Consider the following 23761-nt stretch of genomic DNA (forward strand, 5'->3'; position numbering starts at 1 on the left):
CAACCCGTGCGCCGAATCAGTTCCCCAGATACACCGGGAACGCTTCGAGGTCGTTCTGGGTGAGCACCGGCAGGTTGCGGATCTGTTCGACCGGCACGGCGAAGCGCAGGCCGGGGAAGCGGGCGAACAAGGCGGGCAGCGCGATGCCCGCTTCCATGCGGGCGAGCGCGGCGCCGGGGCAGATATGCGGGCCGTAGCCGAAAGCCAAGTGCCGGTTGGCCGTCGGGCGGGAGATGTCGAAGTCGTCGGCGTCGTCGCCGTGCACGGCGAAGTCCCGGCCGATCGCACGGTAGGACATGACCACACCCTCGCCCTTTTCGATGACGGTGTCGCCGACGGCGATGTCCTCGGTGGCGAAACGCATGAGCAGATGGGTCACCGGGCTGTCCCAGCGCAGGGTCTCCTCCACCGCGGCGTCCCAGGTGTGGTCACCGGCGTGGACGGCGCTCAACTGCTCCGGCCGCGCCAGCATGGCGCGCACGGTGTTGAGGATGAGGCCGATCGTGGTCTCGTGCCCGGCGGCCACCAGCGCCTTCAGGTTGCCGACCACTTCCTCTTCGGTCAACGGCTCGGTGTCGTCGCCGCCGACGATGAAGGCGCTGGTCAGGTCGTCGGTCGGGTCGGCGGTCTTCTTGCGCACCAATTCGGTGAAATACAGGTCCAATTCGTCGATCACCCGCAGCCGCTCGTCCTGCGGCGTCAGCAGCGAGAAGAACGCTTTGTACCAGTCGAGCAGCATCGGATGGTCGGCGCGGTCCACGCCCATCAGCTCACTGATGACCCGCATCGGCAGCGGATAGGCGAACACCGTCTTGAGGTCGACCGCCGCGCCGTCGCGTCCGGCCTCGGCCAGGTCGTCGAGCAGTTCGGCGGTCATCCGCTCGACCGCGGGACGCAGCGCGTCGAGCCTGCGCTTGGTCAGCGCCTGGGTGGTCTTGATCCGCAGCCTGCGGTGCTCGGGACCGTCGACGGTGAACATGGAACGGCCCGCGTCGACCATACCGATCAGCGGCCACTGCCTGGTCACCGCGCCGGACTGCCACAGCGACCAGGCGTTGATGTCCTTGACCAGCCTGGTGTCCACGAGCAGCTGCCTGGCCAGCGCGTGCCGGGTGACGGTCCAAGCGGGCACGCCGAGCAACTCGATCCGGGTGAGCGGACCCGCGGCGCGCAACCTGCTGGTCTCTCCGCCCAGGTCGCCGACCATCGGATCGATGACAAGGGCTGCTGCGTGTGGGCATTCTCTGCTCACGGGGTACCTCCGACGGCGCGAACGGGTGTGAAGCGGACGGGCAGGGATGTCATGCCGCGCAGGAAGGCCGACGGTCGCCGGACCAGGTTCTGGGCGGGCACCGCGAGATCGAGGTCGGGCAGCCGGTCGAGCAGCACCTCGATGCCGGTGCGCGCGACGACCTCGGCGATCTCCTGGGCGGGAAACGGGCAGCGGTATTCGCCGTAGCTGAACGCGAAGTGCGCGCTGTTGCCCGAGTGCGCCGGCTCGGCGCCGTCGGAAACATGCTGGCGCACATGGGGATCGGCGTTGGCCGCGGCCAGGCCGAGCAGCAGCATGTCACCGGCCCGGATGACCTTGTCGCCGAGCCGCGTGTCGCGGGCTGCCCACCGTCCGGCGAGGATCTGGGTCGGCGTGTCCTCCCACAGCACTTCGTTCATCGCCTGTCCCACGCTGTGTCGCCCGCCGCCGAGCGCCGCGGCGAACCGGTCGTCGGTGAGCATCAGCCGCACCGAGTTCCCGATCCAGTCGGCCGTGGGCAGGTATCCGGCGGCGGTGATCGCCATCAGGTCCAGGACGTATTCCTCGTCGGAGAACGGACCGGGATGCGCCAGCATCCAGGACACCAAATCGGCGCCTCGCGCGACTTTCTTGGTCGCGAGCAACCGCCCCATGTGCTCGGCGAACTGCTGATGCGCGGCTTGGGCGTCGGCCCCGCCGTCGGCGAGCGTCTTCATCGTCCACGCCAGCCGCGGTCCGTCCGCGTCGGGGAAGCCGAGGATCCGCGCCAGGGCCAGCACCGGCAGCGGTTCGGCGAAATCGGCGACCAGCTCCGCTTCGCCCCTGCCGCAGAACGCGTCGATCAGGCGGTCGGCCAGGTCCTCGCAGGTGCGGCGCAATTCGAAGGTGTCGACCGTCTCCAACGCCGGTTCCACCATCGCCACGTGCCTGCGGTGCTCCGCGCCCGCGGTGAAATAGATCGACGGCATCGGCTGCCCGACCATCGGCAGCAAGGGCCAGTCCGGCGGGATGTTCGGCCACTGGTTCCACCGCCCGACATCGCGGGGGAACAACTCGGGATCGTTGGTCACCTGATGCAATTCGCGGTAGCCGATGACCAGCCACGCGGGGACGCCGCCGGGCAGCTCCACGGCGACCACCGGTCCGTGCTCCCGGCGCATCTCGTGATAGAGCTGATGCGGGTCGGTATGGAAACGCGGGCCGCTCAACGTGACCGGTGCGGTGCCGACGGGGCAGCTGTCGGTGGAACTCGGCGCGGGCGTGGTCATGACGCGGCCTCCGGAGTCGGGAACAAGGGGCGCCGGGCCGCCGGGGACGGCGCGCGGGAATAGAGGTGCTCGACGAGGGTGATGAGGACGCCCTTGCCGGACTCGCGGGAGCGGGCGTCGCAGTCGATCACCGGCACGTACCGATCCAGGTCGAGCGCGTCGCGGACCTCGTCGGGGCGGTGGCCCTCGCCGAAGTCGTTGCAGGCGACGACGAACGGCGTCTTCTGGTGTTCCAGCCGGTCGACCGCGTACCAGGAATCCGCGATCCGGTGCGGGTCGACCAGCACGATCGCGCCGAGCGCGCCGGTGAACAGCCGATCCCAGAGGAACCGGAACCGCTGTTGTCCCGGTGCGCCGAACAGGTACAGCACGTGCTCGTCGTCGATGGTGATGCGCCCGAAGTCGAAGGCGACGGTCGTCGTCGATTTGCCCGGCGCGCCACTGGGATCGTCGATCTCCAGCCCCTCGTCGGTCATGATCGCCTCGGTATCGAGCGGCCGGATCTCGCTGACCGCGCGGACCATCGTCGTCTTGCCGACGCCGAAACCGCCGACGATGACGACCTTCAGTCCCCGCGTGGTCGCACGGTGCAGGGGCGCGTCCGCGCGGGCGGGACGCGGATCAGAGCTTGCGGAGTCCAACGAGCACCTTCTCGAGCGTCGTGGTGTCGGGCAGGCAGTGCCATGGCGAGTCGGACGGACCGGCCTGCGGAGGACGCACGGTGATCTTGCCCGCGTGCAGCAGGTCCGACAGCAGGATGGTCGCGATGCCGACCGGAATCCGCAGCTCGGCCGCGATTTCGACGACGGCGGTCGGAGCTCGGCACAGGTCGAGGATCGCCACGTGCTCGGACTGCATGCCCGGCGTCGGCGCGCACTCGCTGACCACCAGGGTGACCAGATCGAAGGTGTCGGAGTCCGGTTTGCTGCGCCCGCCGGTCAGCGTGTAGAGCCGATCGGGGTCGTCGTCGCGGCCTGGTCTGCTCACGACACGCCCGCTCCCGGGAAGCGCGGCGTGGCCGCCAAGTGTTCGCCGAGCTGTTCCACCAGCTCCCGCATATTGTGGCCGACCAGCCCGGCGTCCGCGTCCTCTGCGGCGACGACCGCGATGTGCGCGCCGAGCCCGGCTTCGACGATGAACAGGATGCCGCCGTAGAACTCCGTCATCGACTGGCGCACCCCGGGCCGGCCGTCGCCGAATTCCACCGACGCGCCGTGCGAGAGGCTCTGAATGCCCGCCGAGATGGCGGCGAGCTGGTCGGCCCCGTCCACGGTGAGTTCGGGCGTGTGGCAGATCTTCAACCCGTCGCTGGACAGCAGCAGAGCGTGCCTGGTGCGCGGTGTGCGGGTGAGCAGCTGTTCCAATAGCCAGCTCAGCTGGGCGGTCTCGGAGGTCGTCATCGTTCGTTCTCCATGGAGACGGAAGGGGCAGGGGGAGTGGTGGTGGCGCTGCCGGTGGTGGGCCCGGACACCGCGCGCTGGAACGCGCCGAGCGAGTCCGGTCGTGCCGGAGGAGGAGTCGGTGCGGCGGCCTCCGGCGCGCCGATGCCCTCGGGATGGACAGCGGCCAGGGTGCTGCCGCGACGCCGCTTGGGCAGCGCTCGGGGCGCGACGGCGGGAGCGTCCAGCGCGGGCGACGGACGCACGGCCTCCCGATCGGCGGATTCGTGGTCGAGCGGCGCGGCCGCGCGAGACCGCTCCCGCGCGACGGGCAGCGTGCCCGTGGTGGTGGACGGCTGCGGCCGTTCCGCGCGGGTGGTGAGGTCTCGCGGGATCACCACGACCACGGCGGTGCCGCCGATGGCGGAAGGCCGATAGGAGACGGTGAGCCCGTGCTTGCGCGCCAGATTGCCCACCACGGCGAGGCCGAGCCTGGTCCCGGTCAGCGAGGACAGGTCGGCTCCGGCCCCACGGGCGTCCGGCGTGCCTGCCGAGACCGCCGCCTCGGCCCGGCGCAGCGCCGACTCGCTCATGACCAATCCGCTGTCCTCGATGGTGATGATCACGCCCGCCGGAACCTCGGCGGCGTAGACGTGCACCTCGGTGGTTGGCGGGGAGAAGTTGCAGGCGTTGTCGAGGAGTTCCGCGAGCGCGTGCATGACGCCTTCCGCGGCGTGACCGGAGACCGCGATGTCGGCGATCGCGCGCAACCGGACTCGCTGATAGCCCGCCACACGTCCCATCGCGCCACGCAGAATCGATTCCATCGCAATGGGTTTGGCCCAGCGGCGGCCGGATCGCGCGCCGCTGAGCACGGCGATGCTGTCGGCGAGCCTGCCCGCCTGGGCGGTGCGGTGATCGAGCTGCAGCAGATCGGCGAGCACGGTGGGGTCGCCGTGGCGGTGCTCCATCTCGCGCAGCTCCGCGAGCATGCTGGTGGTCATCGCCTGCATGCGGCCCGCCGCGCCCGCGAAGGCCGCCATGGCCGCGGCGCGACGACTGTCACTGCTCTTCGCGCGCGCTTCGTATTCGGCGACCGCCGCGCTCGCGGCGGTGACCTCGGCCTCCGCGCCGCTGGCGACGAGCGCTCGGTCGTCCCTGGCCCGGGCCGCGTCCCGCCGGGCGTGCCGGGCCTGCCGACGGAAGTGGACGGCCGCCGTGGTGGCGGCGCACAGGGCGACGGCGGCGGCGGTGGCGCCTGCCGCGAGTGGGATCCGGAATTCGGCGGGCGCGTAGTACACCGCCGCCGTGACGACGGCAGCGGTCGCGACAACGCAGGCCCACAATGTCGCGTACGGCGGTTTCGGATGCCGGACGGCGTCTTCGCCGGGCTCATTCACCGCCGGATTCAACAACTCTGACAAGTTCCGTACTTCCGCACTCGCGCTTGCCGCCGGGAAACGGCACAGCTGCCCCCTTCTGCGTGCCTCGGCATCCCAAATATGCAGACCGACAAGCAGTTTCGAAATATCGCGGCCCGAGCATAGCGGGGTGTGCGGTGCGGCGCCACTCGGGCGTATTTCACGGGAAAGCGGCGCGGGCGGATATTCCGCTGCCGTGTCGATGCTCGGATTACGCTGACGACGCGCCGAAAAGTGCTACACGGCGACGCGCTCGGTGCGAAATGGGGAAATTAACGTTTGCCTAGAATTCACTATCGGTATGCCGGGGCGTCCTGTGTGCGGCCGTATTACCGATGCGATATTGCAAGCTTGGATTATCGACGCGTCATGCGATCGTGTCCGCGAGTGGCGGTGTGGCCGGCCCGCCGGGCTTCCCGGGGGCCGTAGCCGAGCCGCTGTCGTTCGATCAGAGTTGTGCGGTTTGCTCGCACGGGGGCAAGCCGTCGGCCTGGCGGAGCACTTCGGCGACGGACTCCAGGTACAGCAGGGTGCGCAGCGATACGCCGTTCACGGCCTGTCCGAGGCGGCGCAGGGCCGAATTGTCCAGGTGTGCGATCACTTCGGCGTCGCATGCCCGGTCGGGACCGGGATCGAACACGAAATAGTTGGGGTCGAGCCCGAACACGTGGGCCAGCCCGGCGCGGGTCTGCTCCGGGAGCGTGGCGACCTGACCGCGTCGAACTTTCGTCAGGTGACCTGGTTCCAGGTCGTACCCGGCTGCGGTCACCCATGTCTCGACCGTATCGTCGGCGAGCGGGCGCCCGTGCGCACGCTCCCACATCTCGAACGCTAGGTTCAGCCGGGCAGTGATATCGATTTCCACAACCGCCTCCACCTTCTGACGACATAGCCTCTTGACGGGTCACACATTGACTCGACCGTAGCGTGGTAGTAGTCGATCGCCGTGATTTCACGGCAAATGTCCGGTTGCATAGGGGGCGGAACATACTCGATCCCCGATTTCCGGGGACGGCGAGCTCGAGGAGGCGGGTGTGCGGCTGAGTTCCGAGGAGGCGCGCAAACGATTCGCGACCAGTCCGGTCGCACGGTTGGCAACGGTTTCGCCGCAACTGCGCCCGCATTTGGTGCCCATAGTCTTCGCAGTGGCGGGGGAGGTCGTCTACACCAGCGTCGACGCGAAACCGAAGACGACCACGGCGCTGCGCCGCCTGGACAATATCGCGGCCAACCCCGCGGTCGCCGTGCTCGTCGACCGCTACGGCGACGACTGGACCCAGCTGTGGTGGGCTCGCGCCGACGGTGCGGCCCGCATCGCGGACGGCGCCGAGGCGCAGGCGGCGATCGGTCACCTGACCGCGCGTTACTCCCAGTACGAACAGCAACCGCCACCGGGCCCGGTGATAGCCATCGATGTGGCGCGGTGGTCGGGGTGGTCCGCCCGCTGAGCGAGCCGCGCCGATTCGGGTACAGTCCGATTCGTGATCTCCCGTTGCGGGGGTCGTCGAGCCGAACCACCCGTCGAGCCGATCGTGAGGATCGTATGCCCTCGAATTTCGCGCTGAAGACCATGAATACGGCGCATCGCGTCCTACTGAAGATCAGCTTCGGGAAACTGGGCAACGACTTCTCCGGCATGCCGTCGCTCGAGCTCACCACCACCGGCCGCAAATCGGGCCGGCCGCACGCGGTGATGCTCACGGCGCCGATCGTCGACGGTGACACCTATGTCGTGGTCGCTTCGCGGGGCGGCGACCCCGTCCACCCGGCGTGGTTCCTGAACCTGCGCGACAACCCGGACGTCGTCGTGTCGGTGCGCAACGGGCCGAAGGTGCCGATGACGGCTCGGGTGGCCACCGGCGAGGAGCGGGCGGCGTTGTGGCCCCGGGTCACCTCCGCGCAGTCGGTCTACGCCGGTTATCAGACAAAGACCACGCGCGAGATTCCGCTCGTCCTGTTGACGCCGAAGGGTTGAGAGCGGCGCGGCGGATCGGTGACCGTCAGGCGCGATAGTCGCGCAGCACCGGGCCGAGGCATCCGGCCGCCGCGAGCGCGCCCGCACCGAACATCGCCGGATAGCCGAGACCGAACGTGTCGTGCAGGAACGAAAGCAGGGCCGGGGTCCCGAATCCCAGGTAGCTCGCGGAGTAGAACACGGCTGTCAGCCCGGCCAGATCGTCCGGGCGGGCGATGCGTTCGATCTCCTGCAGCCCGGCCACCAGACCGATGCCGTAACCGGCTCCCAGCACCACGGCGGCGGCCACCGTCGCCCACAGGGTCAACAGACCGGAAGCCGTCGCGGCGAGCGCCATCCCGATCGTGACCGCGATCAGTGCCACCGCCGCCGCCCGCGCTGTGCCGGGCCGGTCGATCCGGCGCGCGACGGACTGGACGGCGAACCCGCAGCCGAGGGTGATGACACAGATCATGGCGGAGAACGCGATCGGCGCCGCGCCGACCCGAGGCGCCATCAGCGCGGGCAGCACCGCGTAGGCCGCCGCCGCGGAGGTGAACAGCCACAACGCGGCAGGCAATGCCACCGTGCGGAAGCGCCGGTGCCCCGCCGCGGGAATGCGCAGGTCGTCGCGGAGGCTCCCCGGATTTCGCCGCCCGGAGACGGTTTCCGGGGTACGCCGGACCCACACGGCGGCGATCAGGCACAGGCCTACGTTGATCAGATACGCCAAGGTGTTCGGCCACGGCGCCCATTGCGCGAGTACACCGGCGCAGCAAGCGCCGATGGCGAAGCCCGCGGTGAGGCTCATCGCGGAGCGGCGCGCGCCCGTGCCCGCGGGTAGCTGCGGACTATAGGGCGGTTGTGCCAGCTCTTTGAGCCAGCTGCCGCCGACCGCCATCGCCAGCCCGAGCGCGATGCCGCACAGCACCCGTCCCGCCGACAGGAGCGGCACCGAAGCGGACCCGAACGCGAGCAGCAGTGAACCTGCCGCGGCGATCAGCGGCGCCGGCCGCAGCAGGGCCCGGCGGCCGTGGCGATCCGACAGCGGGCCGCCGATCAGCAACGCGGGCACGATGCCGAGCACGTAATAGAAAAGCAGCAGGTCGACGGTCGTGGCCGCCAGCCCGTCGCTCTTGTACATCACCAGCAGCGGTGTGAATTCATTTCCGCCCCAAGCGATCGCGAACATCGCGGCGGCGACGCCCGGCCATCGGCTCGAGACGACCCGGTCGCGGGGCGCGGTGACGGTGAGTGTCGCCATCACCGGCCTCGTAGTTCCAGTTGGTGCACGCCGGACAGGTGCTCGACCAGCGCGTCGGCGAACCCGTCGACGTCCGAGGACGCGACGAGGTCGGCCAGCCGCGCGTGCTGCTCGATGATCCGGGTGATGTCGACCGGGCCGCGGTGCAGGGCGACGCTGTTCATCCGGCGCTGGCGTTCCCGCAGCGAGTCGTAGAAACCCGACAGCAGCGGATTGCCACCGGCCAGGACGTAGGTGCGGTGGAAGTCGGTGTCGGCGACCGCGAATCCGTCGAGATCGCCCGCGGCGGCCAGCTCGCGCTGCCGCCGGATCGAGGAACGCAACGCCTCGACCAGCATGCCGGGGTCGTTCGCGGTGGCGCTGCGGACCGCGGCGGTCTCCACCACGTACCTGGCGTGCGCGACGTGCTCGGCCTCGTCGGGCGGGATCGGCGCCACCAGCGCGCCGCGCTTCGGGTACAGCTTCATCCACCCCTCGGTCTCCAGCCGCAGGAACGCCTCGCGCACCGGCGTGCGGGAGGTGCCCAGGTCGGCGGCGATCTCACCCTCGCTGATCAGCTCCCCGCCCGCGAGCGCGCCGGACAGGATGCGCTCCTTCACGGCGCGATAGGCCTGCTCAGCGGATGAATACGTCTTAGACACAAGTTGTATCTTAGCCTCGCGTTCGCCAGGAGTTCGCGAGGGGTGGACCGACCGGCCGCGTCCTACCAAGCAGCGATCGCGGAAGGTCCGTGGCGAGCATTGGCATGGCGTACCCGGGCACTGACCGCCCCACGTGCGGTCGGACGAGCAGGACGCGGCGGCCCCCGCGACAGGTGGCTCCGCTCACCGACCGGGGTGGTGCGGCGGATGTCACGTTCGGACCGGACCGCGCATTCGGGCGCGCCGACGCTGCTGCCGGGAACGGTGGGCCTTCCGGCTCTGGCGACGCCGTGCAGGCTAGCGGTGCGAAAGGGCGACCGGGCGGGGATGCGGGCGTGCCTGCTCGAGTTGCGCGGCGACCGGAAGAATCGTCGTCTCGCCGTTCGTGGGGCCCACCAGCTGCACCGACAGCGGAAGCCCGTCGTCGCCTACGCCCGCGGGCAGCGAGGCGGCGGGGTGACCGGTGACGTTCCACAGCTCGGTGTAGGCGACCATCGGAATCGAGGCGAGCTGGGCTCGTACCGTGTTCGCCCCGTCGAGCACGCCGAGCCGCGGCGGGCGGATAGCGATGGTGGGAGTCAGCAGCAGATCACATTCGGTGAAGACGCGGTCCATCTTGCGCGTCAACGCCTCACCGCGCCGGATCGCCCATTCGACGACCGGCCTGCGCGCCCAGGCGCCGACTGCCATCGTCTGCTTGGTGCGGCGTTCGAGCAGTTCCGGATGATCGATCTCGGCCAGTTCCGCGCGCACGCCGCCGAAGAACTGCGGGAAGAACGCGTGCATGGATTCGGGATAGTGCGGGTCGACCTCGGCCACCGTGTGGCCCAGTTCGGTGAGCAATTTCGCGGTGTCGCGGACGGCGCGCACATACTGCGGATCGAGTTTCACCATCAGGGCGTGCGGTTTGGTGCTGTAGCCGATGCGCAACGGACGGGCCGGTTCGCGCGCCGCCGCCTCGAACGAGGTCGGCGGTTCGGGAGCCCGGAATCGGTCGGTGGGGGTGCTGCCGCGGATGACGTCGTAGACGACGGCGGAGTCCAGCACGCCGCGGGTCAGCGGCCCGGCGGCACCCAACGCCCACCACAGGTGCTCGTTCGGGGACATCGGCACACGCCCGCGTTGCGGCTTGAGACCGAATAATCCGCAGCATGCCGCCGGGATCCGGATCGACCCGCCGCCGTCGCCTGCGAGTGCGACGGGCACCAGCCCGGCCGCCACCGCGGCGGCCGACCCGCCGCTCGATCCGCCTGGAGAGCGGCTCGGGTCCCACGGATTGCGGGTGACGCCGAACGTGCTGGACTCGGTGAACGGCCACTGCCCGAATTCCGGCATCGCGGTCTTGCCGACGATGATCGCCCCGGCCGCGCGCAGCCTGCGCACGGCTTCGGCGTCCGCCACGGCGGGCGTGGCATTCGCCCTGGTGCCGAAGGTGGTCACCACACCGGCGACATCGAACTCGTCTTTCACCGCGACCGGCACCCCGTGCAACGGGCCGACCGGCTCGCCCGCCGCGCGCTCGCGATCCCGCTCGACGGCCGCCGCCTTGGCCTCATCCCGCAGGACATGGGTGAACGCGCCGAGATCCGCCGCGGCATCGATTTCGTCGAGCGTCGCCTCGACCAGTTGCTCCGCCGAAAGCGCGCCCTGGGCCAGTAACTCGCGCTGTTCGAGCACACCCGCCGACACGGCCTCGCGCAGGTCCATCCGCCACCGCTCCTTCCGAGCCGCGCGACGTCGCGGCTGTCGCCGATGCCGACGTTTTCGACCGTAAGCAGTCGAGCGACCTTTCCGCAATGGTGTACCCGCCGACGGCCCGCGTGGTCAGGAAGTCGCCGGGCCTTCCGCCGCGGCGGGCCGGGGCCGCTCGAGCCTGGAATGGGTGCGCGAGTAGGTGAAGTAGACGATCAGGCCGACGACCAGCCAGATCACGAAACGCGCCCAGGTCTCCCACGGCAGCGACCAGATCAGATACACCGAGAACCCGATGCCGATCAGCGGCACGACCGGCATGAACGGCAGGCGGAACTCGCGCGGCTCGTCGGGGCGGGTGCGCCGCAGCACGATCACGGCTACGGACACCACGATGAACGCCATCAGGATGCCGATATTGGTCAGTTCGGCCACCACGGTGATGTCCAGCAGACCGGCCATCAGCGCGGCTCCGATCCCGACGATCCAGGTCACTCTGGTGGGCACCTTCCGGACCGGATGGGTCTTGGCGAACCATTCCGGCAGCAGGCCGTCGCGGCTCATGGCGAACCACACGCGGGTGACGCCGAGCATGAAGGTGAGCACCACGGTGACGATGCCGATGATGGCGCCGATCGCGATGATGTTCGCGACACCCGGCTGCCCGACCGATTCGAACGCGGTGGAGAACCCGCTGGTCGGGCTGATCTCGGTGTACTTCTGCATGCCGGTGAGCACCAGGGTTGCCAGGACGTAGAGGACCATGGCGATGGCCAGTGAATAGATGATCGCCTTCGGCAGATGCTTCTTGCCCTCGGTGGACTCCTCGGCGGCGGTGCTCATCGCGTCGTAGCCGAACACGGCGAAGAAGACGGTGGCCGCGCCCGTCCACACCGCGCCCGTGCCGAACGGGAAGTAGGGGGTGTAGTTCGAGCTGTCGATGTGGAACACGCCGAGCGCGATGATCAGCACGACGAGGGCCACCTTGATGCCGACGGCGACGGTCTCGAACCGGCCGACGCTGCGGATGCCGCGCGAGAGCAGCCAGGCCGTACCGAGGCAGAACAGCATGGCGAACACGTCGACGACGTGGCCGTCACCCGTTCCCGCCGCGCCCAGCATCCAATCCGGCACTGCGATGTCGACCTGTTCCAGCAGGAATTTGAAGTAGCCGGAGACGCCGATGGCCACCACCGCCGCGACCGCGACGTACTCCAGCAGCAGATCCCAGCCGATGAACCAGCCCGCGATCTCGCCGAGCGACACGTATCCGTAGGTGTAGGCGGACCCGGCCTTGGGCACCATCCCGGCGAACTCGGCGTAACACAGCGCGGCGGCGGCGCTGGCCACACCCGCGATGAGGAACGAGATCAACACCGAAGGCCCGGTGACCGAGTGCGCCACCGCGCCCGCCAAGGTGAAGATGCCCGCGCCGATGATGCCGCCGACACCGATCGCGGTGAGCTGCCACAGGCCGAGCGACCGCGACAACTGCTCGTCGGCCGCGGCGGCTTCGTCGTCGACCTCGCCGAGCGGCTTTCGGCGCGTCATCTGGGCGCGTAGGTGAGCGAGGACCATGCTGTTCCTTAAAGCTGTGTTCGTTTTCTCCAGCGCCGACGGCACGTACTCGGTCGAAACCGTGTGTTCCGCCAGTATGGTCGCGTGGCGCCGCAAGTGGCGGCGAAAAGCGTGCCAGTGCTGGTGACTCGGTTCAGTGGGCTTCGTCCGTCCGCGCTCCCGCTCAGCGGTCGCGGAAGGAGCGCAAAAAGAACGCGATGTTGGCGGGGCGCTCGGCCAGCCTGCGCATGAAGTAGCCGTACCACTGGTCTCCGTAGGGCACGTAGACGCGCAGTGTGTGGCCCACTCCGGCCAGGCGCCGCTGTTCGGTGTCGCGGATGCCGTGCAGCATCTGGAACTCGAAATCGCCTGATTTCCGGCCGCTTTCCCGCACGTGGCGCAGCGCGGTATCGATCAGCGCAGGGTCGTGCGTGGCGATCATCGGATAGCCCTTGCCTTCCATCAGAACCCGCAGGCACCGGAGATAGGACTCGTCCACGGCGGAACGGCTCTGATAGGCCACCGACGCGGGTTCGCGATAGGCGCCCTTGCACAAGCGGATCCGCGATCCCGGGCCCGCGAAGGTGCGGCAGTCCTCCTCGGTGCGTTTGAGATAGGCCTGCAAGACCGTGCCGAGCCATGGGAAGTCCAAACGCAGCTCGCGCACGATCGCCAGCGTCGCGTCGGTAGTGGTGTGGTCTTCGGCGTCGACGGTCACCCAGACCCCGGCGGACTTCGCCGCCGTGCAGATCTCGTAGGCGTGCTCCCGGGCGATCGCGTATCCGTTCTGCGGGAGCGCCTGGCCCAGCGCGGAAAGCTTGAGCGACACTTCCAGCTGCGGCACCGGAGCATCGTTCACGGCCCGCAGTTCCGCCAGCGCCGACAGCAGCCGCAGGTAGTGCACGACGGTGCCGCGGGCGCTGTCGAGATCGGTGGTGTCCTCGCCGAGGTAGTCGATGGTGACCGAGCGGCCGGAGCCGAGCAGCGCCGAGGTCGCGGCGACCGCGTCGCCCTCGGTCTCGCCCGCGATGAAACGGTCGACCACCTTCTTGGTGGCCGGGATGCGGGTGATCGCGCGCTCCACGCGCGGGGAGCGGGAGGCCGCCAGCACGGCGGGCCGCAGCAGTCCGGAGAAGGCCATCACAACTCCTGGTGCGGGTAGCGGTGGTCGGTCGCGGGGACGAAGGTTTCCTTGATCGTGCGAGCGGAGGTCCAGCGCAGCAGGTTCTGTGCCGAGCCTGCCTTGTCGTTGGTGCCGGACGCGCGCGACCCGCCGAACGGCTGCTGGCCGACGACCGCGCCGGTGGGTTTGTCGTTGATGTAGAAGTTGCCTGCCGCGAAGCGCAACCGGTCGGCGGCCGTGGCGATCGCCGTGCGATCCCGGGCGATGACCGAGCCGGTCAGGCCGTAGGGCGAACCACGGTCGATCAGGTCGAGCACGGACTCGAACGAGCCACGGACCGAATCGTCGTACACGTGCACGGCCAGGATCGGGCCGAAGTACTCGGTGCGGAACGCCTCGTCGGCCGGGTCGTCGCCGAGCAGGACGGTCGGCTCGACGAAATAGCCGATGCTGTCGTCGGCGTGGCCGCCCGCGGCGATGGTCAGGCTCGGGGTCGCCTTGGCGCGCGCGAGGGCTTCGGTGTTCTTGTCGAAAGCCCGCCGATCGATGAGGGCGCCGCCGAAGTGACCGAAATCGGTGATGTCGCCGTAGCTGAGCCCGGCCACCCGGTCGATGAACTCGCGGCCCATCCGGTCCCACACCGATCGTGGCAGGAAAGCGCGCGAGGCGGCCGAGCACTTCTGGCCCTGGTAGTCGAACGCGCCGCGGATCAGGGCCGTACTCAGTACGTCCGGATCGGCGGAGCTGTGCGCGACGACGAAGTCTTTGCCGCCGGTCTCGCCGACCATGCGCGGGTAGGAGTCGTAGCGGTCGAGATGCGCCGTGACGGTGCGCCAGAGGTGGCGGAAGGTCGCGGAGGATCCGGTGAAGTGGATGCCGGCGAGCCGGTGGTCGGCCAGTGCCACCTCCGACACCTCGGGGCCCGCGCCGTGCACCATGTTGATCACGCCTGGCGGCAGCCCCGCCGCCTCTAGCAGCTTCATCGTCCAGTACGCCGCCACCGATTGGGTGAGAGCCGGTTTCCACACCACGGTGTTGCCCATCAGCGCGGGTGCGGTGGGCAGGTTGCCCGCGATGGCGGAGAAGTTGAACGGCGTGATCGCGTAGACGAATCCCTCGAGCGGCCGGTAGTCCATCCGATTCCACACTCCGGGCGCCGAGATCGGCTGATCCGCCAGGATCCGTTGAGCGAAGTGCACATTGAAACGCCAGAAGTCCACCAGCTCGCAGGGGGTGTCGATCTCGGCCTGGTAGGCCGTCTTCGACTGGCCCAGCATCGTTGCGGCGGCGATGGTTTCGCGCCACGGCCCGGCCAGCAGGTCCGCGGCGCGCAGGAAGATCGCGGCGCGCTCGGCGAACGGCAGCGCACGCCACCCCGGTGCCGCGGCGGCGGCCGCCGCGATGGCGTCGCGAACCTCGCCGGGCCCGGCCGTGGTGAGCGTGCCGAGCACGGCGGCGTGCCGGTGCGGCTGCGTCACCGTGACGCGTTCGCCCGAGCCGTGCCGATGCACACCGCCGATGACGTGGGTGACCTCCGTCGGGGTCGCGGCCAGATCGGCCAGCTTCGTCCGCAGGCGCTCGCGTTCCGCCGTGCCCGGCGCGAAGCTGCCCACCGGCTCGTTGACCGGCGGGGGCGGGGACACGACGGCGTCCATGGAACCTCCAGTTGTCAGATGAATTTTTGGTAATGGGAAGTCAACACCGGAAAACTGTCCGGACAATGAGCCGATTGGACAAAGATGAGGCAAATGCGTTGTCGAGTTGGCCGAAGGACGGGAACGTGGGCGGGGATGGTGAGGAAGTCGCCGCGGACATCGACCTGTTCGCGCTGGCGCAGATGATCGCGGACCACGCGGGCGGGATGGTGTCGATCGAGGACCCGCAGTCGCATGTGCTCGCGTACTCGGCGTCCGACGAGACCGCCGACGAGTTGCGTGTGCGATCGATCCTCGGCCGGGAAGGACCGCCGGAGTACCTGAGCCTGCTGCGGCAGTGGGGCGTGCTCGATCGGCTGCGCGACACAGACGAGATCGTCGACGTGCCCGCCCACGACGAGTTGAACATCAAGCGCAGGCTGGCGATCGGGATACGCCGACCCACCGACGCGCGGGCACGCGCTCCGCGCGTGCTCGGCGCGATCTGGCTGCAGCAGGGGGATCGGCCGTTCCACCCGGACGCGGCGGAGATCCTGCGCGGCGCGGCGGCCGTCGCGGGACGCCTGATCTCCCGGAGCCTGGACGCGCCCACCACCGAGGCGCTGCTGATCCGCCGGCTGTTCGGCGCGGGTGCGGCGGTCGACGCCGCGGCAGTGGCGAACGCGCTGCATCTGCCGTCGACCGGTCCGGCCGCGGTGATCGGCTTCGCGCTCGCGTCGGGCGAGCACGCGTCCGGCGCCGACCGGGCCGCGCTGGGTGGCGTACTCCGGTTGCGTGCCAGTTCCTTTCGCGGTGACTCGGTGACCACCGCGATCGGTGACCGCGTCTACGTGCTGCTGCCGGGCTACCGATCCGAGCAGGCGGTGACGGCCTGGACACGTCAGTTGATCGAGCACTTCGACGCGAAGGGGTCGCTGTCGCTGCGGGCCGCGATCGCTTGCCCGGTGCCCGATCTCGGCCGGGTGGCCGACGCGCGCGCCGAGGTCGATCGGGTCCTCGACCGCACCGCCGCGTCGCCCGCGAGCCGGGTGACCACCCTCGCCGAGGCGCGCACCGCGGTGCTGCTCGGCGAGGTGCTCGATCTGGTGGCAGCGCGGGCGGAACTGCGCGATCCGCGGCTCGGCGCACTGTTCGACTACGACCGCAAGCATTCCGCGAACCTGCGCGACAGCGTCGAGACCTATCTGCGCGAACACGGCGACGTGCGCGACGCCGCCGCGGCACTGTGCGTGCATCCGAACACGCTGCGCTACCGGCTGCGCCGGGTCGAGGACATCCTCGGCATGAATCTCGACGACCCCGCCGACCGCCTGCTGCTGGAGATCCAGCTCGCCCTGCACCGCCGCCCGCGTAAGCCAGAGGCATCCGGTTGACGACGGCTGCCGGTGGCGACCACCGCGACGGGTTCGCGTCGTCGCGATGATCGCCACGACCGTGGCGGCAACCGGCATCGGTTCGCGGCATTGGAGGCCCCACCGCGCTGGGACCTGCGCTGATGGCTTCCGGCCGCTGACCGGCCCGCTGTGCGATACGTCCGCCGAAGGGGTTCGCCGGGCTCTACAGTTGAGCGCGGGAAGCCGGGGCACGACCCCCGGAAGTCCGGGTCCCCGTCACGGAGGACGAGATGACGACGCGACGTCAGACGCTCGAGGTGGGGTCGCGATTCGGGCCGTATCGCCTGGATCGCCTCATCGGTCGTGGCGGCATGGGGGAAGTGTTCGAGGCCTATGACACCGTCAAGGATCGCGTCATCGCGCTGAAGGTGTTGCCGGAGCGGTTGCACGACGACCCGGTGTTCCGGGAACGATTCCGGCGCGAATCGCACGTCGCGGCGCGGCTGCAGGAACCGCACATCATCCCGATCCACGACTACGGCGAGATCGACGGCCGGCTCTACATCGACATGCGCTTGGTCGGCGGCGACAGCTTGCGCGCGCTGTTGAAGGCGCAGGGGCCGCTGGAGCCGGAGCGGGCGGTCGCGATCATCCGGCAGATCGCCGCAGCGCTGGACGCCGCGCACGCCGACGGCCTGGTGCACCGCGACGTCAAACCGGACAACATCCTGCTCACCCCCGACGGCTTCGCCTATCTCGTGGACTTCGGGATCGCGCAGTCGGCGACCGGGGAAAGTCTCACCGGCACCGGCTCGGCGATCGGGTCGTTCCACTACATGGCGCCCGAGCGGTTCCACTCTCGCACGGTCACCCCCGCCGCCGACATCTATGCCCTGACCTGCGTGCTGTACGAGTGCCTGACCGGTTCGCGGCCGTACCCCCGCGACACCGAAGCGCAGATCATCTCCGCGCACCTGTTCGAGCCGCCGCCGCAGCCGCACTCGCACCGTCCCGGCCTGCCCCTCCGGCTGGACGACGTCGTCGCGCGCGGCATGGCCAAAGATCCGCAGGCGCGGTACGGCACCGCGGGTGATCTGGGGGCGGCGGCGCAGGCGGCGGTCGTGGCGGGCCCGGCTACGGGCCCGTCGGAGTCGCTGGAGACCGCGGACGCGCCTGCCGGTGCGGGTAGTCCGGAGGACCGGTCGAGCGCGGCGGGCCGCGGTCACCGCCCGAGGCGGCCACACCGCCGTCGGTTGTTGCGTGTGCTCGCCCTGCTGGGCGTCGTGCTGCTCGCCGCCACGCTCGGCTTCCTGGGCTGGGAGCTGGTCCGGCCTACCTCCGGCACCGCCGTGCCCGACGCGAGCGCGCCGAACGGCGCGGACGTCGAACTGCTCTCGCTGGTCGGCCCCTCCGGCTACAAACGCGCGAATTGTGTGCACGAGACTCCCGACGCTCCCACGGTCGCCGTCGTGTTCTGCGCCGCGAATCCGGCGGCGAGCGACCCCGTGGCGCGATTCCTGCGGTTTCGCACCGTCGACCAACTGCGCGGCTACACGTCGTCGTTGCTGACCGCGCTGCACGGACACAACTGCCCGGGAGATCCGCCGGGGCCGGACGGGCCGATGCTGCGCGACGGCGTGGAAGTCGGCCGCAAGTCGTGTTTCGAGAGCAAGATGGACGATCCCGCCGCGCCGCGGCCCGCGCTGCTGCTCACGGACGAGCGGGCTTCGGCGGCCGCGGTGTACATCTGGAACCCCGACGAGCAGCCGTACCGCGACTATGCCGCCGTGCGTAACCGCCTCGGGTTCCGCACCTCCGACGTCGCCCGCGATCCCGACTATTTCACGCAGGCCGATCATGCGGTGCTGAACCATCTGGCCGGTGATTTCGGGCCGGCCAACTGCCGCCACGCCGACCCGCCGCCCGGTCCGGTGGCCGCGGCGCTGGCCTGCGGGACGAAGGCCGGATTTCCGGCCGCGGAGTTCTTCGGCCTCTTGAACCCGGAGTCCGCGACGGCACTGTACGAGGCCGACCGCGCGCAGTTCTCCGGCCATGTCTGCGGTCGCGGCGACCAAGGTGACGATGTCTGGCGACAGGACGGCAAAGTCCTCGGCCGTTATTTCTGCTATCCGAACACCGACGCGGCGCTCGGCCCGAACTGTCTGCTGGTGATCCATCAGAAGTACGCGGTCATCGGGAATTTCTGCACGCTGCGCGCCGATCACCCGGAACCGGGGCCGAAGAGCGAAGCCGACCTGACGGCGTGGTTCCACCAGTATTTCGGCTAGTGCCCCGGCCCGCGCCGCGGTGGCAGCGCGGTTGCCCCACACCGAGTTTCCGTCTTTCGAGTTGCCCTCCGGCGGGGTTTCGGGGAAGCTGGATGGTCACGGGCGCGAGTAGCACACCCTCTCCTCCCTTCGGCGGCAGTTCACCGATCGGCTACGATTTCGGTGTCGTTCGTCCGATCTCGGTTCATCCTCGGTTACTTGGTGGCGCTACCGTTTCCGGTACGCGGAAAAAGGAGCCGGCGGCATGGAGTTCCGACATCTGGTTTCGTTCATCACGATTGCCGAAGAGCTGCATTTCGGCCGCGCAGCGCAGCGCTTGCATCTCACGCAGCCCAGTCTCAGTGCCCAGCTGCAGAAGCTGGAGAAATCGCTCGGCGTGCAACTGGTCGCACGCAACTCGCATGAGGTCAAACTGACCCCGGCGGGCCGGGAGTTCGAGAGTCAGGCCCGGCTCATCGTGGCGCAGATGGACCGCGCGGCCCAGGCCGCGAAGGCGACCGCCGAAGGGCGGGCGGGCACCCTCAACATCGGGTACAACCTTCCGGCCAGCAGACACGTGCTGCCGGAGGCGCTCACCAGGATGACGGAGCGACATCCCGACATCGTGGTGTCGCTGTGGGAGAAGCGCACGGGCCCGCAGTTGGCGGCGCTCTCCGACGGGTCGCTGGACCTCGCCCTCGTGTACGGCCATCCCAGTACGACCGACTTCCGGTACCGGCGGTTGCTGCACCGGGTGCCACTGGTCGCGGTGGTCGGGCGCAGGCATCGGTGGGCCGACCGGCCCGGCGTTCCCTTCGCCGAACTGGAGGGCCAGGAATGTGTGCTCTTCGCCAGGGAACAGTGTCCGGCCATGTACGACTCGATCTTCCGGGCGGCGGCGGATTCCAGGATCTCCCTCGCCGTGGCGCAGACCGCCGACGACCCGGGTGCGACGGCGCACATGGTCTCGGTGCGCCCGCTGGTGGGCTTCGCCTCGCTGCCGCGGGCGATTTCGATGGGCATGGGCGGACCGGGAACGGCTTCGGTCGCGGTGAAACTGTTCGATCCGGTGCCGACGCTCGATTTGTACGCGGTGTGGCGTGCGGACGAGCCGAATCCGGCGGTCGGCTTTTTCCTGGATTGCATCGATTCTCCGGAACCGGCGCAAATCGATATTGCCCGCGCGGTATCGGCCTGACCACGTCGATAGGTGATGACATTCGCGCGGTAGGAACCGCGATGTCGGCGGCGCGGTAATTCCGTGCCGCCGACCATAATTCGACATTGTGAACACAGTGTCTGTCATCGCAGTGTCGGTCGGTGAGAATGGTTTCGATCTGCCGGACTCGGCGAGTTTGTACTCGGTGATTTCCGGCGCGGCTGCCGAGCACCCGGACCGGCTTTCGCTGTGCGACGCCGACGGAACGCGGCTCACCAGCGCCGAGGTGGACCGCAGGGCCCGTGCCCTGGCCTCGGCTCTGGCCGAGCGCGGCGTCGCGGCGGGTGATCGGGTCGCGGTGCTCGGCCGCACGAATCTGTCCTGGGTGCTGCTGGATTGCGCGCTGCTGGCCCTGGGCGCGGTGGTGGTGCCGGTCTACCCCACCTCGTCACCGAGCCAGATCGAGCACATCCTGAGCGACAGCGGAAGCGCGTATTTCGCCGCCGAGAGCGCCGAGGACGCCGAGCGGCTGCGCGCGGCCGGCGCGGGTGAGGTCTGGGCCTTCGAGCAGATCGCGGACTGGACCACCGGCGCGGTCGATCCGGGCCTGGCCGCGCGCATCGCCGCGGTCCGGCCGGACGACCTGGCGATGATCGTCTACACCAGCGGCACCACCGGCGTGTCGAAGGGCTGCCTGATCACCCATCGCAACATGTTCGTGTCCTCGTCGAACACCGTGCGCCGCACCGGTGCCATGTTCGACGGGACCACCGTGCTGGCCCTGCCGCTGTCGCACGTCTTCGGCCAGACCATCCTGTTCGCCTGCCTGTTCGGCGGCAGCCGCACGCATCTGCTGCCCGGCATTCCGGACCTGGTGCCCACGTTGCCCGCCGTGCGGCCGACCTTCCTCGCGATGATTCCCTACGGCTTGGAGAAGATTCGGAAGTATTGCCGCACCCTGCTCACCGAGACCGAGGAGCGGGAGGCGGTGGAGCGCGGTCTCGACCTGATGCGGGCGCGAGCCACGCCGGAGCCGTCGACGCACCCGGTGGCGGCAGCGCTCGGCGGTGAGCTGCGCTACGTCATCTCCGGCGGCGCCTCGCTGGACGATTCGACGGTCGGGTTCTACGCGGCCTTCGGCGTGGAGCTGCTCAACTGCTACGGCCTCACCGAAGCCGCCACCGCCGTGACGGTGAGCGCCCCCGAGACCAACCGGCTCGGCACGGTCGGCAGGCCGATCCCGGGGACCTCGGTGGCCATCGCCGCAGACGACGGCGAGGTGCTGGTCGGCGGACCGCACGTGTCGCCGGGGTACTGGGGCGCGGCGGCGAGCCAGTCGCCGGTGGACCCGGAGGGCTGGCTGCACACCGGCGACCTCGGCGAAATCGACGACGACGGATTCCTGCGGATCACCGGGCGTAAGAAGGAGATCCTGGTGACCTCCGGCGGCAAGAACGTGGCGCCCACGCCGCTGGAAGACCGGATCCGGCTGCATCCGCTGGTGTCCAACTGCATGGTGCTCGGCGACGGCCGCGATTTCGTGACCGCCCTGGTGACTCTGGATCAGGCGCAGGTGCGGCGCTGGCGCGCCACCGCGCCGGACGGCGATCTCACCGCCTCCGTGCAATCGGCGGTCGACGACGCGAATTCGCTCGTCTCGCGCGCGGAATCGATTCGGGCATTTCGGATCGTGGACGGAGATTTCACCGTCGAGGACGGATTGTCGACTTCGTCACGAAAACTGCGCCGCGCCGCGATCGCCGAAGTCTACGCGGCGGATATCGAACTGCTGTATTCCGCGCCGCGGCCCACACGATAGCCGCGGCCGATCGGCCGATGAATCAGGGCCCGGCGCGGTGGTCGAGCGCCAGGCACGGCCACAGACTCGAATCGGAATTCGACTACCGGAAAGTGATGCGAAACATGTACGACGTCATCGTTGTCGGAACCCGGGTCGCGGGCGCCCCGCTGGCCATGTTGCTGGCCAGGAAGGGCTACCGGGTGCTCGCCGTCGACCGCGCGAGTTTCCCCAGCGACACCCCCTCGACCCACTACATCCACCAGGCCGGGCTCGGCTTCCTGAAGTCGTGGGGCCTGCTGGACGAGGTCGTCGCCACCGGCGTTCCGGCGATCCGCCACCTGAACTTCTCCTACACCGACATCGTGATCAAGGGCTTCGCCGATACCGCCGCCGACGGCATCGACGCCGTCTACTGCCCGCGCCGCACGGTGCTGGACAAGATCCTGGTCGAGGCCGCGGGCAACTCCGGCGTCGAGGTGATCCAGGGCTTCACCGTCTCCGAACTGGTCTTCGAAGGTGACCGCGTGGCCGGCATCCGCGGGGCGATCGGCGACGGCGCCGAGCAAGAGTTCCGCGCCGAGCTGGTGATCGGCGCCGACGGCTCGAACTCGCTGGTGGCCAAGGCCGTCGGCGCACAGGAGTACGAGGGCTCGCCGGCGGCGTGCTTCGTCTACTACTCCTACTACGAGGGCGTCGACTGGGGGATGCAGCACCGCACCGGATTCGGCGAGCAGCAGTTCGCGTCCTGGCCGACCAACGACGATCTGGCCTTGGTCGCGGTCATGCGCAAGCGGGACCGGTTCCGCGAGTTCCGCGCCGACCCCGACGCCGGCGTGCAGGAGATCGTCGACCAGGTCGACCCGGAGATCGGCGCTCGCCTGCGCGACACCGGCAAGCGGGTGGAGCAGTTCCGCCCGATGCTGTACCCGGACAACTACCGCCGCGCGTCGCACGGCCCCGGCTGGGCGTTGGTCGGCGACGCCGCCTACCACAAGGATCCGTTCACCGGCTGGGGCATCACCGACGCGTTCAAGTACGCGCAGTTGCTCGCCGACCACGTGGACGAAGGCCTGTCCGGTTCGCGTCCGATGGACGAGGCGCTGGCGGAGTATCAGCGCGAGCGCGACGCGCAGAGCGCCAGCACCTACGAACTGACGCTGAGCATCTCGGAGCTGTCGCTGACCCCGTACTACGACTCGGTGTTCCGCGCGACGTCGCTGGACGCGGACTACACCAAGCACTTCTTCGGGCTGATCGCGGGAATCTACTCGCCGGACAAGTACTTCGGCGAGCAGGAGCTGGCCGCACTGTACGAGAAGGTGGACTTCCCGGCGGCGGCCAGGCACGTCAGCAAGGACGGAGTGACCGCATGAGCGCGCCCGTGCTGACCGCGCTTGGTGACAGCTTCGTCGAAGGGCGCGGCGACGCCGCGCCCGGGGGCGGCTACCGTGGCTGGGTTCCGCGTCTCGGCGGCCAGCTCGGGCTGCGGCCCGCGGCGGTGCGCAATCTCGGCGAGCACGGCGCGACGACCGCTGTCGTGCTGGAACGTCAATTGCGCGTGGCGCTTTCGGGCCGTTCCGGCCTGTTCGGCGTCGTGGTCGGCGTGAACGACCTGGTAAGCGATTTCGCCGAAGACCGCTTCGCCCGCAACCTCGCCGAGCTGTTCGGCGGCCTGCGGGCAGGCGGCGCGACCGTGTTCACGGCCAGCTACCCGGACATCCCGGCCCGGCTGCCCGTGCCCGACGGCTTCCGCGCGCTGCTGCGCGAGCGGTTCGCCTTCGCCAACGCGGTGCTCGCGGACGTCACCGCCGACACCGGCACGCTGCTGCTGGACATCGCCACCCAACCCGAATGGGAGCGGCCGGAGATGTGGACCGCCGACGGTCTGCACCCCAGTTCGCTGGGCCACCACCGGTTCGCCGCGAGCGTCGCCGAACTCGTCGCGTCGCGCACCGCGACGACCGTGGCCGCCTGACCATCCACCCGGTTCGAGA

21 protein-coding genes are annotated in these 23761 nt (G+C 69.5%); 8 read left to right on the top strand and 13 right to left on the bottom strand.

The annotated features are described in order from the left end of the window. Window positions 1–16: 16 nt before the first annotated feature. The 7 genes from ACL03I_RS16030 to ACL03I_RS16060 all read right to left on the bottom strand — a co-directional run bounded on the left by ACL03I_RS16030 (window position 17) and on the right by ACL03I_RS16060 (window position 6185). Window positions 17–1252, bottom strand: a complete 1236-nt coding sequence (locus tag ACL03I_RS16030; RefSeq protein WP_412806324.1) for a cytochrome P450 family protein — start codon at window positions 1250–1252, stop codon at window positions 17–19. Next, window positions 1249–2520 (bottom strand): cytochrome P450 family protein, encoded by a 1272-nt coding sequence (locus tag ACL03I_RS16035; RefSeq protein ID WP_412806325.1) that lies wholly within the window; start codon window positions 2518–2520, stop codon window positions 1249–1251. The genes ACL03I_RS16030 and ACL03I_RS16035 overlap by 4 nt, the downstream gene beginning before the upstream one ends. Then, window positions 2517–3161, bottom strand: coding sequence for a GTP-binding protein (locus ACL03I_RS16040; RefSeq protein WP_412806326.1), 645 nt, complete (start codon window positions 3159–3161; stop codon window positions 2517–2519). The genes ACL03I_RS16035 and ACL03I_RS16040 overlap by 4 nt, the downstream gene beginning before the upstream one ends. After that, window positions 3142–3507, bottom strand: coding sequence for a DUF742 domain-containing protein (locus ACL03I_RS16045; protein ID WP_355076479.1), 366 nt, complete (start codon window positions 3505–3507; stop codon window positions 3142–3144). The genes ACL03I_RS16040 and ACL03I_RS16045 overlap by 20 nt, the downstream gene beginning before the upstream one ends. Then, window positions 3504–3920, bottom strand: a complete 417-nt coding sequence (locus ACL03I_RS16050) for a roadblock/LC7 domain-containing protein (protein ID WP_355076477.1) — start codon at window positions 3918–3920, stop codon at window positions 3504–3506. The genes ACL03I_RS16045 and ACL03I_RS16050 overlap by 4 nt, the downstream gene beginning before the upstream one ends. Further along, complete coding sequence (locus tag ACL03I_RS16055) at window positions 3917–5299, bottom strand: sensor histidine kinase (RefSeq protein WP_412806327.1); 1383 nt, start codon at window positions 5297–5299, stop codon at window positions 3917–3919. The genes ACL03I_RS16050 and ACL03I_RS16055 overlap by 4 nt, the downstream gene beginning before the upstream one ends. A gap of 469 nt (window positions 5300–5768) precedes the next feature. After that, complete coding sequence (locus ACL03I_RS16060; protein WP_355076474.1) at window positions 5769–6185, bottom strand: hypothetical protein; 417 nt, start codon at window positions 6183–6185, stop codon at window positions 5769–5771. A 175-nt stretch (window positions 6186–6360) separates the two neighbouring features. On the opposite strand from ACL03I_RS16060, the gene ACL03I_RS16065 reads away from it, so the two are divergent. Both ACL03I_RS16065 and ACL03I_RS16070 read left to right on the top strand, forming a co-directional pair. Further along, window positions 6361–6768 (top strand): TIGR03668 family PPOX class F420-dependent oxidoreductase, encoded by a 408-nt coding sequence (locus tag ACL03I_RS16065; RefSeq protein WP_355076705.1) that lies wholly within the window; start codon window positions 6361–6363, stop codon window positions 6766–6768. Window positions 6769–6863: 95 nt separating this feature from the next. Further along, window positions 6864–7295 (top strand): nitroreductase/quinone reductase family protein, encoded by a 432-nt coding sequence (locus ACL03I_RS16070; RefSeq protein ID WP_412806328.1) that lies wholly within the window; start codon window positions 6864–6866, stop codon window positions 7293–7295. A gap of 25 nt (window positions 7296–7320) precedes the next feature. On the opposite strand, the gene ACL03I_RS16075 is transcribed toward ACL03I_RS16070, so the two are convergent. The 6 genes from ACL03I_RS16075 to pruA all read right to left on the bottom strand — a co-directional run bounded on the left by ACL03I_RS16075 (window position 7321) and on the right by pruA (window position 15206). Continuing rightward, window positions 7321–8538, bottom strand: coding sequence for an MFS transporter (locus ACL03I_RS16075; protein WP_355076471.1), 1218 nt, complete (start codon window positions 8536–8538; stop codon window positions 7321–7323). Next, the gene (locus ACL03I_RS16080) at window positions 8538–9179 is read right to left on the bottom strand and encodes a GntR family transcriptional regulator (RefSeq protein ID WP_355076469.1); all 642 of its coding nucleotides are present in this window, start codon (window positions 9177–9179) and stop codon (window positions 8538–8540) included. The genes ACL03I_RS16075 and ACL03I_RS16080 overlap by 1 nt, the downstream gene beginning before the upstream one ends. A gap of 297 nt (window positions 9180–9476) precedes the next feature. Next, window positions 9477–10886 carry an amidase gene (locus ACL03I_RS16085; RefSeq protein WP_355076468.1) on the bottom strand — a complete coding sequence of 470 codons (1410 nt, stop codon included), beginning with the start codon at window positions 10884–10886 and terminating at the stop codon, window positions 9477–9479. Window positions 10887–11003: 117 nt separating this feature from the next. Then, window positions 11004–12449 (bottom strand): amino acid permease, encoded by a 1446-nt coding sequence (locus ACL03I_RS16090; protein ID WP_355076466.1) that lies wholly within the window; start codon window positions 12447–12449, stop codon window positions 11004–11006. Between the two features lie 163 nt (window positions 12450–12612). Next, on the bottom strand, window positions 12613–13569 hold the full coding sequence (locus ACL03I_RS16095) for a proline dehydrogenase family protein (protein WP_412806329.1): 957 nt from the start codon (window positions 13567–13569) through the stop codon (window positions 12613–12615). Continuing rightward, window positions 13569–15206, bottom strand: coding sequence for an L-glutamate gamma-semialdehyde dehydrogenase (gene pruA, locus ACL03I_RS16100; RefSeq protein WP_412806330.1), 1638 nt, complete (start codon window positions 15204–15206; stop codon window positions 13569–13571). Before pruA ends, ACL03I_RS16095 begins: the two co-directional genes overlap by 1 nt. A 125-nt stretch (window positions 15207–15331) precedes the next feature. On the opposite strand from pruA, the gene ACL03I_RS16105 reads away from it, so the two are divergent. From ACL03I_RS16105 to ACL03I_RS16130, 6 genes are all read left to right on the top strand, one after another. Beyond that, on the top strand, window positions 15332–16579 hold the full coding sequence (locus ACL03I_RS16105; RefSeq protein ID WP_356965367.1) for a PucR family transcriptional regulator: 1248 nt from the start codon (window positions 15332–15334) through the stop codon (window positions 16577–16579). Window positions 16580–16830: 251 nt separating this feature from the next. Further along, window positions 16831–18828, top strand: coding sequence for a serine/threonine-protein kinase (locus tag ACL03I_RS16110; RefSeq protein ID WP_412806331.1), 1998 nt, complete (start codon window positions 16831–16833; stop codon window positions 18826–18828). A 244-nt stretch (window positions 18829–19072) separates the two neighbouring features. Continuing rightward, entirely contained in the window at window positions 19073–20005 is a 933-nt protein-coding gene (locus ACL03I_RS16115) for a LysR family transcriptional regulator (RefSeq protein WP_355076459.1), read from the top strand. A 97-nt stretch (window positions 20006–20102) separates the two neighbouring features. Then, window positions 20103–21785: an AMP-dependent synthetase/ligase gene (locus tag ACL03I_RS16120; protein ID WP_412806332.1), complete on the top strand. Its 1683-nt coding sequence runs from the start codon at window positions 20103–20105 to the stop codon at window positions 21783–21785. Window positions 21786–21880: 95 nt separating this feature from the next. Continuing rightward, on the top strand, window positions 21881–23140 hold the full coding sequence (locus tag ACL03I_RS16125) for an NAD(P)/FAD-dependent oxidoreductase (protein ID WP_412806333.1): 1260 nt from the start codon (window positions 21881–21883) through the stop codon (window positions 23138–23140). Then, entirely contained in the window at window positions 23137–23742 is a 606-nt protein-coding gene (locus ACL03I_RS16130; protein WP_412806334.1) for an SGNH/GDSL hydrolase family protein, read from the top strand. The genes ACL03I_RS16125 and ACL03I_RS16130 overlap by 4 nt, the downstream gene beginning before the upstream one ends. Window positions 23743–23761: the final 19 nt, after the last annotated feature.

The sequence above is a fragment of the Nocardia sichangensis genome, assembly GCF_047200615.1.
In the GTDB taxonomy this organism is placed as follows: Bacteria; Actinomycetota; Actinomycetes; order Mycobacteriales; family Mycobacteriaceae; genus Nocardia; species Nocardia sichangensis.